This window comes from Pollutibacter soli, assembly GCA_029269725.1.
In the GTDB taxonomy this organism is placed as follows: Bacteria; Bacteroidota; Bacteroidia; order Chitinophagales; family Chitinophagaceae; genus Pollutibacter; species Pollutibacter soli.
In genome coordinates this window covers 43631-60171 of sequence record JARJHS010000008.1, presented here as the reverse complement: position 1 = coordinate 60171, position 16541 = coordinate 43631, and the positions used below count along the sequence as shown (strand labels likewise).

The 16541-nt window shown below is 39.6% G+C and carries 14 protein-coding genes; 7 read left to right on the top strand and 7 right to left on the bottom strand.

The window, feature by feature from the left end; genetic code table 11:
• Nucleotides 1-265 precede the first annotated feature (265 nt).
• A complete protein-coding gene (locus P2W82_RS18365; protein ID WP_336517388.1) occupies nucleotides 266-571 on the top strand; it encodes a hypothetical protein in 306 nt (101 codons plus the stop codon).
• A 6-nt stretch (nucleotides 572-577) separates the two neighbouring features.
• On the opposite strand, the gene P2W82_RS18360 is transcribed toward P2W82_RS18365, so the two are convergent.
• Nucleotides 578-1804: a clostripain-related cysteine peptidase gene (locus P2W82_RS18360; RefSeq protein WP_336517387.1), complete on the bottom strand. Its 1227-nt coding sequence runs from the start codon at nucleotides 1802-1804 to the stop codon at nucleotides 578-580.
• Nucleotides 1805-1821: 17 nt separating this feature from the next.
• On the opposite strand from P2W82_RS18360, the gene P2W82_RS18355 reads away from it, so the two are divergent.
• Nucleotides 1822-4830: a sensor histidine kinase gene (locus P2W82_RS18355; protein WP_336517386.1), complete on the top strand. Its 3009-nt coding sequence runs from the start codon at nucleotides 1822-1824 to the stop codon at nucleotides 4828-4830.
• Nucleotides 4831-5015: 185 nt separating this feature from the next.
• On the opposite strand, the gene P2W82_RS18350 is transcribed toward P2W82_RS18355, so the two are convergent.
• A complete protein-coding gene (locus tag P2W82_RS18350; RefSeq protein ID WP_336517385.1) occupies nucleotides 5016-5678 on the bottom strand; it encodes a hypothetical protein in 663 nt (220 codons plus the stop codon).
• Nucleotides 5679-6318: 640 nt separating this feature from the next.
• Here P2W82_RS18350 and P2W82_RS18345 point away from each other — a divergent pair.
• From P2W82_RS18345 to P2W82_RS18325, 5 genes are all read left to right on the top strand, one after another.
• Nucleotides 6319-6486, top strand: a complete 168-nt coding sequence (locus P2W82_RS18345; RefSeq protein WP_336517384.1) for a hypothetical protein — start codon at nucleotides 6319-6321, stop codon at nucleotides 6484-6486.
• Between the two features lie 230 nt (nucleotides 6487-6716).
• Nucleotides 6717-8249 carry a tannase/feruloyl esterase family alpha/beta hydrolase gene (locus tag P2W82_RS18340; protein WP_336517383.1) on the top strand — a complete coding sequence of 511 codons (1533 nt, stop codon included), beginning with the start codon at nucleotides 6717-6719 and terminating at the stop codon, nucleotides 8247-8249.
• Between the two features lie 522 nt (nucleotides 8250-8771).
• Nucleotides 8772-10259: a Do family serine endopeptidase gene (locus P2W82_RS18335; protein ID WP_336517382.1), complete on the top strand. Its 1488-nt coding sequence runs from the start codon at nucleotides 8772-8774 to the stop codon at nucleotides 10257-10259.
• 344 nt (nucleotides 10260-10603) lie between these two features.
• The gene (locus tag P2W82_RS18330; RefSeq protein ID WP_336517381.1) at nucleotides 10604-11281 is read left to right on the top strand and encodes a response regulator transcription factor; all 678 of its coding nucleotides are present in this window, start codon (nucleotides 10604-10606) and stop codon (nucleotides 11279-11281) included.
• Between the two features lie 272 nt (nucleotides 11282-11553).
• Nucleotides 11554-12807 (top strand): sensor histidine kinase, encoded by a 1254-nt coding sequence (locus tag P2W82_RS18325; protein WP_336517380.1) that lies wholly within the window; start codon nucleotides 11554-11556, stop codon nucleotides 12805-12807.
• A gap of 55 nt (nucleotides 12808-12862) precedes the next feature.
• Here P2W82_RS18325 and P2W82_RS18320 read toward each other — a convergent pair whose 3' ends face one another.
• The 5 genes from P2W82_RS18320 to P2W82_RS18300 form a co-directional block, all read right to left on the bottom strand.
• Nucleotides 12863-13504 carry a hypothetical protein gene (locus tag P2W82_RS18320; protein ID WP_336517379.1) on the bottom strand — a complete coding sequence of 214 codons (642 nt, stop codon included), beginning with the start codon at nucleotides 13502-13504 and terminating at the stop codon, nucleotides 12863-12865.
• A 103-nt stretch (nucleotides 13505-13607) separates the two neighbouring features.
• Nucleotides 13608-14372 carry a helix-turn-helix domain-containing protein gene (locus P2W82_RS18315; RefSeq protein ID WP_336517378.1) on the bottom strand — a complete coding sequence of 255 codons (765 nt, stop codon included), beginning with the start codon at nucleotides 14370-14372 and terminating at the stop codon, nucleotides 13608-13610.
• A 60-nt stretch (nucleotides 14373-14432) separates the two neighbouring features.
• Nucleotides 14433-15425, bottom strand: coding sequence for an SDR family NAD(P)-dependent oxidoreductase (locus tag P2W82_RS18310; RefSeq protein WP_336517377.1), 993 nt, complete (start codon nucleotides 15423-15425; stop codon nucleotides 14433-14435).
• A gap of 129 nt (nucleotides 15426-15554) precedes the next feature.
• On the bottom strand, nucleotides 15555-16004 hold the full coding sequence (locus P2W82_RS18305) for a hypothetical protein (RefSeq protein WP_336517376.1): 450 nt from the start codon (nucleotides 16002-16004) through the stop codon (nucleotides 15555-15557).
• Between the two features lie 2 nt (nucleotides 16005-16006).
• Complete coding sequence (locus P2W82_RS18300; protein ID WP_336517375.1) at nucleotides 16007-16438, bottom strand: OmpA family protein; 432 nt, start codon at nucleotides 16436-16438, stop codon at nucleotides 16007-16009.
• Between the last annotated feature and the right edge of the window lie 103 nt (nucleotides 16439-16541).

The window sequence follows — 16541 nt, the reverse complement described above, 5'->3', positions numbered from 1 at the left end:
TTTATTGGGACTGGGCGAATATAAACTTCTCCCAATTGCAACGATATGGGTAAAATTGAACCCAAAGGGTTTATTAAAAAAGAAATGAGTTTCTAAGTCGGCCCGTTGAGTTTAGGGTAAATGTGAATTTGTCAAAGTGTGAACAATTGAGGTTCATCATGAGTAGTCTTTAAAAAGCTAATGTAATTAGTCGGCTATTGAGCTGGAAGGAGATGAGAGGCAAGTCATTAATTTAATTCAAAATAACAACAAAAAAATTCCATTTATGGCAAAAATTGCAAGGGTAAAATTATCAACTGATATAATCGGTACAGATGTTCCCCAAATTAAAATTGTAGAAATCGACTCTAAACATTTTATGGTTTTGACATTCGAAATATCTTCAACTAAACTAGATGCGGTACGCACAACTTCGCCGGCAGAAAAAAAAGATTATCGTGATGTACATTATGACATCAACCGAGCCTCACAAGGAAATGTTCAAATTAAATTTTACGATATTGACGACCGTTCCTCCAGACTTGAAATAAATTCAGTAATCGCGACAAAAATTCCTGGTTCTGGTGGCTAATCATGTTCAGTCACCGCGACCTTCAGGATAGATATACCTATGTACAAATTCGGACCAATTTGAATGATTCCAGAATGAAGTTTTGAAAAACTGTTTAAAATCGCGTCGAGAACTATTTGCAAACCATACTGAAGGGAAAAAAGTCGACAAGCCATTGTGCTGGTTTTTTACGTCCCTTCCTACAAACTCTCTAATTTTCAGTTCCTTAATAATGGTAAAATAAAGCTGAGGTATATATGGTGCATCAGAAAACATGTTTGCTTCATTCAGAACTGTAATAAAGTTTGTAAAATCGATGAGATGGTCAGCTACACTGACAAGCGAGGCCTCACGTGCGTTTTTTATTTTCTCGCGATTGAGGAGATTTTCTCTACTTAAATGAAGGGCTATTTGTCCGACTATTTGAAAGAGAATATTTATGAAACGGAGGTTATTTGCAAATAAATCAGTATTATTTCTGTCGTAATCTATACCATCAGGATATTCCTTCAATTCGAATGAATCTACGACTGCTTTTGAAATTTTTCGTGGTCCAATATTAGGTTTCTTGTTTATCAACTCGAATATATAAGGATAGTTGTAACCAGAGAAAAATATCTTTCGTTCTGGTGCGATAACAAATTTAACATGATTACGTAATGCATAGCTTGTTTCAATCGATTGCATATAGCAATTACACATTATCAGTACATCAATCTTTTTTCCTCTGAAGGCCCACCCAATTGCAGCAGCGAGTTCGTCCATAGTTAGTGTATCTACGCCACTCTGCTTAACTATCGTAAGGCGCTTTTTAAAACCAGGCCCGTCACTAAATGTCTCAAAAGCATTGGCGTGATCCCAGGTAATCAACATGTATTTTTTTGCTTTAAATTCAAGTACCTGATTTCTGAAATATTCTGAGACTTTATCGGGATCTGTGAGTCTAAAATCATCAGATCCACTCAAGAATTCCAAATCACTGCTTATCCCGTCGCAAATTTGATTTCTTTGTTTTAAAAAATAAAATCTTGTCGTGTACGTATCGCCGTATTTCACGTTTGTGAGTTCGGGATCTCCTTTCTCTACAGCAGGTACAAATTCTTTTATCACATTCAGACAAAACACAACAGCAACATCACTTGACATTTGTATGGCTCTAATTTCATTAACCATCCTGATCAAATCAAGGATATTATCATTGGCCGATTTCACCAGAAAAAAAACGGTCCATAAACGCTGATTTTGTCTAGGCATTCTGTAGATTAGTTTAGGTGAAATATTGTATAACCTATGTCGCGCTGATAGTGCTCACTGTCAGTAATATCCGCTCCTTCCCGCAGGAGGGCAGGCGGGTTTTTCTCAATAAATATACCCATACCCAAGGGCTAAGCAACGATAATATCACCCATATTTTACAGGATAAACACGGTTTTTTATGGATAGGTACACAGGAAGGGCTCAACATTTTTGACGGTAATCAATTTCAAAATTTTTCAAAATATTCAACAGGTTCAAGGCGGCTGGGTGGCCATTTGGTGGAGGACCTGGTAGAAGACAAAAAAAACGGCTGGATATGGGTATTAACATCGCAGGGAGATATTTGTGCGTTTGACCCTGCTACTCGCGGAATTAAGTATCGTATCGAGAAAGATCAGCATGGAAATCCTTTATCCGCCCGGTGGTTTAGAAGTTTTGCCTTCCTTGGAGATACGATCCTCATTGGCGGATCCAAGGCTCTTTTTGGCATTAACCTCCTTTCCGGAAAATGCATCAACCTAGAACCAATTTTAAACTCTCATCTTGGAAGCAAAGAATTCAATATAGCTAAAATTGTAGTAGATAAACAACGAGGAATCTGGCTCCTTAACGAGGGGTTCGGAGTTATACAACTGGATAGCTCACTTTGCGTACAAAAGTCCTTTTCATCAGAACTGGCGAATAAAATCCCGCAAGTAAGAAAGTTAAGATTTTGGAACTGGGCTATCCAGGCCGACACTTTATATACTGCAACAAGTTGGGGACTACGCCGATTTAACATTGCCAAATCAGCCAGTGGGTACATTCCAAATTCAAATACTGAGTTGATAGATTCAGCAGAAATCCGAAGCATTTGCTTCCCCACACGAGATACCTTTTTATTCTCCACAACTGACGGATTTTATATTCAAGAACAACATAGCAGAAAAACGCAAAAGATCCTGGATCAGTCGGAAGACAACGAATGGCTCAGTTCTGTTTTTTCCTCGTACTATGATAAAAAATATGCCCGTGTTTGGGTCGGTACCTTATCGGGGCTGGCCGGGTTTTCGTTTAACAAAATTCCCTTTGCATCATTTTCAAAAACAAACAGTACAGGAGAAACAACAAAACATCTCTTTGCCCTTCTCCCGTTATCCGACAAGAAAATTCTATGTGGTGATGAATCGGGCATTTATATGGTCTCATCAGACCTGATCGCTGTAAAAAAAATCAGTAATACTGCTTCAAACTATTTGCTTTTTCGCGATGCTAACGGAAATATTTTCACCTCAAATAAATCCGGATTGTTTATAATAAAACATTTGAAACTTATCCCTGCACAATCGCGATACCCCGAACTTCATCCTTTAAATGAACATATTCTGAGTTGCGCAATTCAGTTTAATGATTCTATTATAATCTTCGCCAGCGCTATTCAAAAAGGTATTACACTTTGGAATAAGAAAGCCAAAACTATTAGAAACTATTTCAAAGATTCTATAAATAATGTTCCGGATGATTTGAGCTTTGTAAATGGTTTATACAAGACTGAACAAGATGAACTGTTAATTGTTACTAACACCGCAATAATAATTTTCAATCCGGTTAATGGCAGTCACAAAACCACCAGGGTTTACAACGCTCAACGAAACGAATATTATTCGAACCTAATGGACATTTGTAAATCGGATAACGGATATTGTATTGCGACTTACGGCTCCGGACTTATTTTCGTAAATAATAAATTCGATGTTGTAAAAAACCTCACTTCGGCAGACGGTTTATCCAACAACTGTGTGTATCGTGTATTTGAAGTCTCAGGATCAATTTTGGCCACGACTAATATTGGACTTTCGGTCGTAACGAAGAAAACTTATTTTACAAATGCATATTACATGGAAGATGGGTTACACTCGGATGTCTTTGAACAAATGTGCGGCTATAAAGAATCAAAGATTATTTATGCTGGTGGATCCGGTGGCTTTACCAGAATCGAGACCCATCTTCTGGATTCTAAAACCATACCGCCCAAATTATATGTTACAGGATACGAACTCAAGCGAAAGAAAAATTCAAATGATTCAAATAACATTTTCTTAAAGAACATTACAATTGAAAGCGATGTATTGCAGACGACGATAAGAATGACTGGAATCGACTATCTTAGCCCTGGCAGGATCTCATACTCTTACAAACTCAATACGGCCGGGAATGAGTGGATCTCTGTAGGAAGGGACACTCACGTAAATTTAATCGGCCTCACTCCAGGGGAACACCGTCTGATGATTCGTGCCACAAATGAAAGCGGCATCTTATCAGAAGAAACACCTGAAATAATTCTCACTGTTTTACCAAAATGGTACCAGACTTTTCTGTTCAAATTCGGGATTGCATCTCTGGTAATTGGTTTGATATATGCCGCTTTCCGGTATAGATTAAACCAGGTAAGGAGACAACATGAGATAAGACAGGAAATTTCCCGTGACCTTCACGATGATATTGGCAGCACCTTAAACTCAATAAAGATCTTTACTCATCTTGCCAGGAATACAAACGAAAGTGAGTTCTATTTTTCGCAGATCGAAGAATCGGTTAATCGTGCAAGTTATGGCCTCAGAGACATGATATGGGTCCTGGAAGATGAACAGGATTCAATTTATGACCTGATGGAGCGAATAAAGAAATTCGCACTTCCTGTATGTCATGCAAAAAATATAGAATTTTTAGGCGAAATTGATTCCGATAAAACTCAGAGCCGGATTTCCAAGAGCGTAAAGAAAAACCTCTTACTGATTGCGAAAGAGGCCATCAACAACGCTGTCAAGTATGCTGAATGTACCAGAATTGAAGTCAGGTTTCAACGCCAAAGTAAAAAATTCATCTGCACTATTATTGACAACGGAAAAGGATTTCCAAAAGACGTGCCCCGTGGTAACGGATTAAACAATATGAAATACAGGGCCCGGCAGATCAACTTTAATCTTGAAATTTTTTCCAGGAGTGCGGAAGGAACTCAACTGATTATATCCAAATATTTCTGATTGTGAAAATTACAGTGGTCGGAGTTATACACCAATAAACAAACGGAAAAAGCTATTGAAGTGAGCGGTCAACTTCTGAGAAATAATGAGATGTAAAATGCGAGAGTTTTGAAAAGACAAAGAAGCAGAATAGTTATACTTCTTAGTTTAATTATTTTTAAGTGATTAACCTGGTATTTTTTCGATTAAAAACTTTTTGGCCGGTTTTTTTTAAAATACTCGATTGTACTTTTCTCATCACCGACAGTAAATTTTAAAGTCAATGCGTCAATTTCACCAGTAGCAGGAATCTTGTTTTTCTTTTGCACATTAATAATTTCTTTTTGTAATTCCTTATTGGGTTTAAATTCCTGACTTATTGAGTCAAAAACAGCGCCGTTGGTAATGTTAAATTCCAGCCCGAGAGACAACAATGCTCGTTGGGAGTAATTTTTTGCGGTTACAGAATCGTGCCCGGATGTCGTTTGAGCCAAATCGTAATAAAGAACTGCTGCCACTCCAAAATTTTTATTTTTGAAGTTAAGGTTAGCATCAATGAGCTGACTCTCTGTATATGAATAAAGCGGGACGTAGATAACATTCATTATTTCAAGACAATATTTAACCTGACTACGCAAGTGAAATGGTGAAAACGGTCTTGCTTGAATTTTCTGATTAGTTGCACATGGCAATTCAAAATAGCCATATTCGTCTGTCAGGCCAAAGTCTTCAAAATTATCTCCGCTCTTACAAATAAAGATCGCACTTTTTATTCCCTTACCGTTATCATCAATTACTTGTACCCTCAGGTGATTATTCTCCTTTCGCTGAAGCGTAAAGAAAATAAATATCATTATAAAATATTTCATAAAAATCATTTAGCCGAGATATACAATATTATTAAACCCAACCAAATTATAATCAATGCGCCTAGTATTACAAATTCATTTTTGATCAGGAATGTGATTAGATTCGATTGCGTAATTCTAATGGAGCCATCAGACGAGATTCTTACAGGAACGGGATTTTTACCAGTTGTGATAAGTATTAGATTAAATTCAGACTTTGGATTTAGTTTTGTAAGTCTGAAAAAGAAAGAGTGATTAATTCTATCTAATGCGATTGAATCATTGTTTTTGTCTATGAAATTTGGAGGTGGTATTTGCAGATCATACTTTTTTATTGAATCACTTTTTGAAACAATTAATAATTTAAGATTGTCGAATGATTCGCTGTGCGAAATATTTCTAAAAGTATAACGGAAGGTATTCGCGTCAGAACCCGTCGGGTGTTTCACGGAAAACTCCAATACAGGCACCATGCTCACTTTATCAATTAACCGGGTAAAACACCAACCTAGAACAGCGAATAGTGTTGTTAGTAAAAAAGGATTTTCAACCACGCTTAAATATCTCCTGAATTGATTCATAAACCAGAATGCTTTCCAATAATAATAATGAAGGCTGATTTTACTTTGGGTTAAATCACGGTATTTTAAAAAAAGTCAAAATGAAATCTAACAGCAACTATATACGGAATCGAAATTTCCATCCGGAAATTCACCAGATCCTCAAAGAAATATCTGAATCATGGTTCGGAGGGTACGATCTGATCAAAAAAGTACATTGCTATATTCTTCATCCCCGGTTTCCGGCAAAACAAACGCCTCATGGTTAACAAAATAAAATTGCGAAATAAGAAGGTAGACCGGGAACACGGCCGGTCCGGAAAGAATCGGTAAAAATGCTGCAAAAAAGCTGGCTCCATTGTACTTTGTTTACCAGAATCATTCAATCCCCAGCATTAATAGCCCGTTATCCCTTGCACGGATTTAGGACTTTAAGCTCCTGCCAGAAGTTTTCCTATTCATAGAACTCCTACCTTCATACTCACTCAACTTCCCGAAAATGAAATTTTCCATTGCAGTCGTGCTTTGCCTGGCTCTAACGGCAACGGCCCTCGGTCAAAACAAAATCACCAAAACCTGCAAGCCTTGCGAATCTTTCAAAACACTCGATCTTCCGGATGTTGTCATCAATAAAACAGAATCATATCTAAAGGACACAATCAAGGCAACTCAGTTCCGGCCGGAGATCATTATCAACAAACCATTCTGCCGGCTGCAGGGAATCATTGGAAAAGAGATTGCATTTGAACTCTATCTACCGCAAAACTGGAACGGCAGATTCCTGATGAGTGGGAACGGCGGCTTCGCAGGCGCATTTCAGAATTTTCTTCTCCCCTATATCAGCAGCGGTTATGCTGTAGCTGCCACAAACACGGGTCATGTTGATAACAATGACGGCGCAGCATGGGCCTATAATAATATGGAACGTCAGGTGAATTTTGGTCATCTTGCGGTACATCGAACAACAGTAGTGTCCAAAGCACTGATTCGCGCTGCGTATTGCGCTCCTGCATCATACAGTTATTTTCTCGGATGTTCAAGGGGTGGTGGCCAGGCGCTGATGGAAGCACAACGTTATCCTGACGACTACGATGGAATTGTTGCCGGTGCTCCTGCATACAACTGGCCCGCCATTGCAGCAAAAGGTATTGAGACGCTGCAAAAAAATTATCCTGATTCAAAAAAACTCAATCCGGTTATCACAAACGATAATCTGAAACTGGTACAGGAGTTCGTATGCAAGGAATGTGATCTTGCAGATGGTTTAAATGATTGCATCCTTAACGAGCCCAACAATTGCAAAATTGATCTCGGTAAACTGCCGGTTTGCCCAGGCGACTCTGCAGGAAAAGATTGTGTTACCAAAGCGCAGCTTACAGCACTCAAAACTATTTTCGATCCTTTGACAATAGACGGGAAACTCGTTCACCCGGGATTTCCTCATGGCATTGAAGCTGAACCTACAGGAATCGATCTCTGGATCGCAGGCACAAGCCCTTATCTGAAACCAAGCCTTTGGCATTATTTCGCTACTAATATTTACAAATATCTTATCTATAGTGACCCAAAATGGGATTATCAGACATATCACTTTGATGATTTCTTTACGAAGACTGCTTTTGCATCTTCCTTTCTCGACGCTACTAACACAGATTATTCTGCTTTCGAAAAATCAAAAGGAAAATTGATTTTATATCACGGCTGGAATGATCCGGCATTGTCTGCTTACGCAACTATTGCACATTATGATGAAGCTTTAAAAAAGAACGCCGATCTGCAATCATTCATGCGGCTTTTTCTTTTGCCTGGCGTTTTACATTGCGATGGCGGGCCGGGCGCGGATGATGTTGATTATGTTAAACTGATCACTGATTGGGTGGAAAAAGGAAATGCTCCCGAGCGGGTAATCTTCTCCAAAAAAGAAAAAGGCAAAACTGTAATGACCCGACCGGTTTATCCTTATCCGAAAGTGGCTGTATATGATGGAAAAGGTGATCCTAAGATGGAAAGCAGTTTTGGATTGAAGAAGTGAGAGCTATTTGAAATCTGAAGCTATTCACTGGCAGATAAAATTAATCCTGAATTAATATAAAAAGTTGCCCTTCCTATTTTTTGTGTGGTGAAAATCACTGCGTCTGCTATCATGTCAAATTTTATCAATTTTCGACATAGAATTTTATTCAGGTCGATCAAATCGTCATCATACATATTTCATAGCGGATTTGTAACATCTTTTCGAAATTAAATCGCAAATACTGTGATTACTTCGACATCAGGTTTAACTACAGGTTCGAAAAGGGCGCAATTTTCGACACTAAACGGTCAATTCAGATTCACCTCATAGGTCCTACTCCTGCCACCCTCTTGATCTCTATTGAAGAAAGCAACAATTTCCAGCAGATGTTGCATATCCCTGGTTGCAGTTGCCAACTCTTACCTCACCACTTACTTCTTACCTCTTACTTCTTATTAACTTCTCCTTAACCCAAATCTTCAGAATCTCTTTAGATCTCCATATGATTTTTGGTTTCTGAACAAACTAAAAATTAAAGACATGGCATTAAAAAACATTTTAACCACGACCCTTGTATCCGGTGCGATTGCCGCCGGAAGTCTTTGGGCTTACAATAAATATGAGGGCAGAGAATTAATTCCAACCGCTGAACCAGCGAAGGCAATTTTTGAAAATGTTAAGTACTCTGAAACACCAGGCGCTGTTGCTATGGTTGATTTTGAAAAAGCCGCTACGAAGGCTAGTCCTGCGGTAGTACACATCAAAACAACGATGAAAGCAAAACAATCAGCGAGAATGTCGCAGCTGCCAAAAGAGTTTCGTGAATTCTTCGGACCTGGTTTTGGCGAAAACGGTCAGGAGCCTGCGCCGCAGCGGGGTTCAGGATCCGGAGTACTGATTTCAAAGGACGGCTATATCATCACCAATAACCACGTGGTTGATGGAGCTACCGAAGTAATCGTGACATTAAACAACAAAACCGATTTCAAGGCTAAAGTTATTGGTACTGACCCCAGTACCGACCTCGCAGTGGTGAAGATTGAAGGAAAGGATTTTCCTGTAATCAATTTCACTAATTCTGATGATGTGCATCTCGGTCAGTGGGTGCTCGCGATAGGCTATCCTCTCAACCTGGAAACAACGGTTACTTCAGGTATCGTGAGTGCGAAAGCGAGAAATATCGGCATCAACAGCCGTAACAGCAGTTCAGCCATCGAATCATTTATTCAGACCGATGCTGCGATCAATCCTGGAAACAGTGGCGGAGCGCTCGTAAATACGGAAGGCGACCTGATTGGTATCAACAGTGCGATTGCCTCCCCAACAGGTTCATATGCCGGTTACGGATACGCGATCCCTTCTAACCTGGTTCGCAGGGTAGCAAACGATATAGTAAAATACGGATCTGCAAAAAGAGCTTATCTCGGTATCATGTTCCCTAACGATCAGATGAGTGCTGAAGAGCGTGCGAAAAATAATATCAAAGAAGGCAATGGTGTATATGTGCTTGAAGTTGCAAAGGGAAGTACTGCTGCAGAAGCTGGTGTTGAGAAAGGTGACTTCATTACCAAACTCAACGGTGTTGAAATAAACAGCGGTACTGAACTGATGGGTAAGATCGGTTCTATGCAGCCTGGTGAAAAAATCGCTATTAGTTTTACTCACAATGGAAATGAGAAAACGGTGACGGCTACACTGAAAGGCGCGTCAGGTGAATATGCCAGCGTAAAAAGCCAGGTGGTTGAAGAACTTGGTGCAAACCTTGAAAACCTTTCCCCTGAGCAGGCTTCAAAACTGAATATTCCATCAGGTGTTATTGTGAAACAATTGGGCGACGGTGTTCTTTCAGAGCAAACCCGTATGCGCGATGGATTCATTATCACCAAAGTGAATGGTAACAATGTTGCCAGCATCGATCAGCTGAAAGAAGCATTGAAAAAGGGAGGAAACAGTGCAGTTATCACAGGTGTGTATCCTTCTGATCCGAAAGAAGAATATCAATACGCACTCAACGATCTTAATGGATAAATATAGTTTGTGCTCTGATCTTGAAGTTAACCCGCCCTCGTGGCGGGTTTTTTACGTTGAACGTTGATCGTCGCGTCGCAGAGATTCTTTGTTTTCTGTGATCCTTTGGTGCAGACAAAAATCTGAACCACAAAGGAACATAGGGCACATGGAGAATTTCTTATTTACTTAATCTTTGTATTTCCTTTGCGGGCTGTTTCTTCGCGCTTTTTGCGGTTTGACTTTTATTTAAAACACAAACCGCAAAGCGAACAGCCGGGGTTACACGCAAAGTAACAGCCAGGATAGCATCTTACTTACAACTTAATATCCTATAACTTACAACTTTTAATAAGTTTGCTTTCATGAAGATCCTCATCATCGAAGATGAAAAGGCATTAAGAGAATCCATCCAGAAATACCTGGAGTACCAGGGGCATGTCTGCGAAACAGCCGAGAATTTTCTTACAGGGAAAGAAAAGATTCAGCAATTCAGTTACGACTGCATTGTTGTTGATATCGGCTTACCTTATGGCAGCGGATTGGATATTGTGAAAGAACTAAAAGATCTTGAGTCAGAAGCTGGGATCATCATTATCTCTGCAAAAAATTCCCTTGATGATAAACTCGCTGGTCTTGAATCAGGTTCGGATGATTATATCACCAAACCATTTCACTTATCAGAACTAAATGCAAGGGTCAATGCAGTATTGAGGCGCAGATCTTTTGGAGGAAATAAAATAATAATATTTCACGAGATCAAACTCAATGCAGATGCACAACTGGTACTGGTCAATGATAAAGCAATTGATCTTACGGAAAAAGAATACCGATTGCTTGAATATTTTATCGTGAACCAACGAAGGGCATTAACAAAAAATGCCATTGCAGCTCATGTATGGGGCGATGATTATGAGTTTCTCGACAACTATGATTTTATCTATACGCATATCCGTAACCTGAGAAAGAAACTGGTAGATGCGGGGAGTGGCGACTATATTAAGACGGTGTATGGATCAGGATACCGATTTACAGATAGCTAATGATTCAGGTAGTGGGTTGTTAGGCTTTAGGTAAGTCCCTGGCTGCTCCTTTGCGAAATACCTGGCTGTTTGCTTTGCGGTTTGATGTTCTGAGCCGCAATTAAAAGTCAAACCGCCGGGTGCGCAAAGAAACAGCCCGCAAAGGAAAGACAAAGAGTTGTATGCAAAACGGGAACATCAAAACACAGAGGAACAAGAGAGTGTTTCACAGAGTAACAACCGAGCGTTTACTTACAACTTAGCAACTTAATACCTATAACTTTGAGACCTGCATGAGGCTTCTTACAAAAACAACATTATATTTTCTTACCGCGATGACAGTATTGCTGATCATTGCAGGATACTATTTGTTCTCGAGGTTCAGCTGGGAACTGAATCGCAAAAGCGACCAGGAATTATTGCAGGAAGAAGTGGTATGGATTAAATATCTCCAGAATGAAATGTCCCGCGGTGTTACCGTTGTATTGCGGGCGCCGGATGTTTCTATTTATCCTGTTGAAGTTTCTGGTGAAAAGTTTCCTGCCATTGCAGACATAAATGACGGACCGGGAAAAATCACCTATCGTCAGCTGACCCAGGTCGTATCTGTTTACGGCGTTTCGTACCAGATCATTCTTCGAAAATCCCAGGAACAAAAAGCTGCGCTGATTGCATACACAACAAGAATCATCCTGCTGGTTTTCGCAGGACTTCTGCTTGCAACATTTTTGTATACCTGGTTAATCAGTAAAAACCTTTGGAATCCATTTTATCGATCTCTTAACAAAGTCCGGCAGGCAGATTTACAAACCATACAGAATACGGTATTTGAAAAAGAAACCGGAACAACAGAATTCAATGAACTTAATGCTTCACTCAATTCCATGACGGCTAAAATCCAGGCAGATTTTGTCAATATGAAAGAATTTACTGAAAATGCAGCGCATGAAATGCAGACGCCTTTGAGTGCTGCAAAGAGTAAGCTTGAACTTCTGCTTCAAAGTGAACATCTCCAGGGCGAAGATGTACAGTCGATACTGGAAGCTTCAGATGCTTTGTCTCGGCTTTCCAAGCTCAACCAGGAATTGCTGCTGCTCGCAAAAATCGAAAACCAGCAATATCCCGCCAATCAAGAGCTCAATCTGAATGAAGTGACTAAAAAATACATTGGCTTGTTATCGGAACTTATTCATGACAAACAGCTCAATATAACAACAGATTACGCAAATGAATTTCGCGTGCAGCTGCATCCGCTACTCGCCGACACGTTAATCTCAAATCTCCTGGGAAATGCCATCAGGCACAATTATTCAGGTGGAAGGATTGATATTTCGGTTAATGGTAATAGCTACAGCATCAGTAATACTACGCATGCTGCACCTATTGCCCCGGAAAAACTTTTCAAACGATTTGCAGCAACGAGCGCTGAGTCGGGTTCAAACGGACTTGGTTTGGCGATTGTGAAAAAGATTGCAGATACAAACGGACTGGAGATAACCTATGAACATGAAGACGGGCAGGTCACGCTCCGGATCAATAGAAAATAAAATTAAATTGTTGCAGGGCCGATTTTTACCTGATGCTCTACTTTCGATAGAAAATTTATTCATAGACTTCATCAAATCCGCCTTCCCTCCTGACTAAACGCAGACGCATAGCGAAATACCTATCCATCGGAATTTCCGTCTGCAACTGGATCCTCATGATTTTCTTTGTAGGCGATACCTTTAACCAACCAGAGGAAATTCCTGTTCCAATAACCACTTTGATACTGTCAATGGATTTGATTGATGACCCAAAACATTCCATATCTCCATAAAAGCACTGAACTGAATCCTGGTTGATATTGATTGCCGAATTAGGATACTGATGCCCCGCCAGATCTTCTATAATATCAAAATTTCTGATGTTTGAATCTCCAATCTCCCTTTCCCTTACCATTAGTTTAATGGGCATCTTTTTCTCCGGATAGTAAGATTTCAAAACCAGTGTATCACCGTGAAACCGATATTCACCATCACTTACTTTTAAGTTATTCTGAATCGAAATAACAAAACTGAAATAGTTATTCTCATACAGCGTGAAGCTTGCAGCAGAATACTCGTCAAACTTCGCAACATAACCCTCTAACATTCTTCTTGATCCTGCCCCTGAATCAGTAACAGCTACACGTCTGAATTTTTGTCCGCTAAGGTTTATCGAAATCAGAATATCCAAAATGAAAAAAATCAGAATAAAGTTCATTCGATTACTTGAAGATGGAGCTTATTCGTCCAAATTATACATATTGGATGATTCGGCCAATTCATCTCCCGACCAATTCTGACGGCGAATAACCAAACTGTTTTTAAAACGCAAATGAAAAATGCGATAAATTTTCAAAACCCACTTCGTAACAAACATCGATGGGTTTCATTTTCTTTTCTACGAATTGATAGTGCGCAAGCTCAAGTCGCTTTTGTGTAAGCCAACGTTGCGGAGTTGTATTAAAGGCTTTATTAAAATCACGCTTAAAAGTAGTAAGACTTCTTCCGGTCAGATAGCCGAATTTTTCCAGGGGGAGGTTGAACATAAAATTCTTTTCCATATAACTGGCCAGGTCAATTTTTCCTGGCTCTTCAAAATTTGCCAGAACGTCGTCGATTTTCTCATCGATCGTTCTCAAAATTGTTAACGCCTCTGTTATTTTCAATGTCGCAATATCCCCGGGCAGATCCTTCATTTCAAAATATGGAATCAAAGAAGAGAGGCAACTTTCCAGCAAGGGATGATTGTTGTAGCTTAATATTTTATGTGAGGCCGATGGCTTTGGTTTTACATTCAGTTTCGAATAATAATCCCGTAATCGCGTAGTCGATAAATGCATTACCACGGTTTTATGAGGCTCACCATCTTTCGGATAGTTGATGATTGTCGCCAGTTGATTTCTGGGGATCAAAAAAATATCACCTTTCTTAAAAATATATGTTGCGTCCGCCTGAACGATTTTAGTTTCACCAGAGATAAACCAGATCAGCATATGGTGATCGAACATGATATCCGATTTGAAAAACTTATCCTCGTACCAGGAGAGTTTAATATCCTCAGTGATATATTTGGCCTTATACTCCATCATTCATTTTTTTGCATTCCTATCATACAAAAGGAATCAGTTCTACAAAAATAGTACACATTAAATACTGAATTTTAATCCCGTCATTTCTTCACTTAGATTCCATAAGCGTTTTGCATCGGACTCATCAAGCGAATAGAGTTTTACCCCAACAGAAGGTGAAGTTTCAGCGGCAATCGGAGCGATGTCACCATCTTCGCAATACACTCCGCCGATGTTATTAAGAAGCGGACTTGTGGCACACCAGACAGTAGTAGCAGCTCCCTGGGGAACTGTTTTCAATGATGCGGCCACCTCGGCCCGCAATTTTCCGTCAGCATCAAGAAAACCCATCTGCTGAAATAGTTCCAGCGACGCTTCTCTTGCTAACTCAGTGCCGCCGATCGAACCAGGATGAACAGCGTAAGTTCTTACATTGAATTTCTTCCCACGGCTATCAAGCTCAACGGAAAATAAATTGACAGCTGTCTTGGATTGACCATAAGCTTGAAGTGTTTCGTATTCTCTATTCTGAAAATTCGGATCATCGAAATTGAAAGGTGCAAACTGATGCCCCTGCGATGAGACGTTCACTACTCTTGCTCCATTGGCTTTTTTAAGTGCAGGCCAAAGTCTGGCAGTCAGCTGGAACTGTGCTAAATAATTTGTCGCCAGTTGCGATTCGATTCCACGATTATCTTTTCTCAATGGCACCCACATTATGCCCGCGTTGTTAATGAGCATATGCAAAAGGTCTTCCAGAGGCAATAACTTTTCTGCGAAAGCATCTACCGAATCCGGATTGATGAGATCCATCGACCCGATTTCTACATTATCAATGCCGTAGAGGTTCTTCTTCGCTTTTTCAGTATCCCGCGCAGGTACAATCACTGTTGCTCCAGAAGCCGCAAGTGTCCTTGTAGTTTCCAGCCCAATACCAGTATTGCCGCCGGTAACGATTGCAATTTTCCCTGTGAGATCTATTCCTTTGATAACATCGGCCGTAGATGACCTGGCATTGAATCCTGAATCGAGTGGTTTCTGTAATGCACCATAGTAATTGTTCTGTTCCATTTTCATTGTTTGCTGGAACAAAACTAGACAGGTTAAATTGAGCTGACTTTGTTTAAAAGTCCGAAGATGGTTTGTTTAAAAGGCCAGTCTTTTAGCAGCAATTATTGTCATTGTACCTAGAGCGAAAAATTACAAATCGCGTAAATAAATAATCAACTTTTCAAGTTCACTTCCAGAATACTTAAAGTGTTGACTTGTACTCACGGGATACCATCGCTTTTTAATGTCCATTGCAATCAGATCTTTAGCTTTTACGAGTGAGTCTTGCCTGGTTAAAAAAAGAATCAGATATTTTTCATCCATCTGATTCAAAATCCCCCTCAGATAATTTTCCATTTGGTTTCTAGCGGGGTGACAACTAATGCAATCTTTTTTGAATAGATATTCTCCAAATTCCACTTGTTGCCGGTTAATCAATTCATGTAAGCTTTCGATTCCGGCAACCGCATTTGCCACATTTTTTTGCTGGTTCGCCGCCAGTATTTTCTGTTTAATCAAATAAGCTGTTAGTATTATTAAAAGAACGAGCAAAGAAAAGATCAGGAATTTCGTCAGCCATTTAGAAGAGAATGAAATCATCGCTAATTTTTCACTCGTTTACCGAAACTTGCAATAACATCCACACAACGCTGCTGAATATGCGCATCCGGAAAATGCAAATCATAGCCTTCAGCCTTCTCGCCTAACCAGGTGATATAGATTTTTGAAGAGTCAATCTTTATTCTTCTGGCCAGATAATGATAAACTTCATACGCACGCTTTCTCGATAGGTCTTCATTGTATTTCGCACTTCCTGCAGTATCAGAATAACCAAATATTTTCAGATAAGTAATTGAATCAGGCACAGACTTTTTAACTATTTCGTCAAGTTTATCTTTATTGACGTTACTGATTTTAAAATCGCCTTTTTCAAAATGTATCGTCGTCACATGTTGTTCACTCACCGGAACAAAAACCGGACTTTCACCCAATAAAATAAACAGGAATGCTAATATCTTTGAAGTCATTTGCATGTCGGGATTTTAAAGAATCATATAAAGCAAAGTTACTGGTCATTAAAAACGTGCCTGAATATTTTTGAGATACGATTAGCGACACTCATAGGTATACGCCAGA

Excerpts from the sequence above, each read along its gene's own strand:
- P2W82_RS18340 (WP_336517383.1), top strand. The coding sequence starts at position 6,717 with ATGAAATTTTCCATTGCAGTCGTGCTTTGCCTGGCTCTAACGGCAACG.
- P2W82_RS18305 (WP_336517376.1), bottom strand. The coding sequence starts at position 16,004 with ATGATTTCATTCTCTTCTAAATGGCTGACGAAATTCCTGATCTTTTCT.
- P2W82_RS18345 (WP_336517384.1), top strand. The coding sequence starts at position 6,319 with ATGAAATCTAACAGCAACTATATACGGAATCGAAATTTCCATCCGGAA.
- P2W82_RS18310 (WP_336517377.1), bottom strand. The coding sequence starts at position 15,425 with ATGGAACAGAACAATTACTATGGTGCATTACAGAAACCACTCGATTCA.
- P2W82_RS18315 (WP_336517378.1), bottom strand. The coding sequence starts at position 14,372 with ATGGAGTATAAGGCCAAATATATCACTGAGGATATTAAACTCTCCTGG.
- P2W82_RS18335 (WP_336517382.1), top strand. The coding sequence starts at position 8,772 with ATGGCATTAAAAAACATTTTAACCACGACCCTTGTATCCGGTGCGATT.
- P2W82_RS18330 (WP_336517381.1), top strand. The coding sequence starts at position 10,604 with ATGAAGATCCTCATCATCGAAGATGAAAAGGCATTAAGAGAATCCATC.
- P2W82_RS18300 (WP_336517375.1), bottom strand. The coding sequence starts at position 16,438 with ATGCAAATGACTTCAAAGATATTAGCATTCCTGTTTATTTTATTGGGT.
- P2W82_RS18325 (WP_336517380.1), top strand. The coding sequence starts at position 11,554 with ATGAGGCTTCTTACAAAAACAACATTATATTTTCTTACCGCGATGACA.
- P2W82_RS18320 (WP_336517379.1), bottom strand. The coding sequence starts at position 13,504 with ATGAACTTTATTCTGATTTTTTTCATTTTGGATATTCTGATTTCGATA.
- P2W82_RS18360 (WP_336517387.1), bottom strand. The coding sequence starts at position 1,804 with ATGCCTAGACAAAATCAGCGTTTATGGACCGTTTTTTTTCTGGTGAAA.
- P2W82_RS18350 (WP_336517385.1), bottom strand. The coding sequence starts at position 5,678 with ATGAAATATTTTATAATGATATTTATTTTCTTTACGCTTCAGCGAAAG.
- P2W82_RS18365 (WP_336517388.1), top strand. The coding sequence starts at position 266 with ATGGCAAAAATTGCAAGGGTAAAATTATCAACTGATATAATCGGTACA.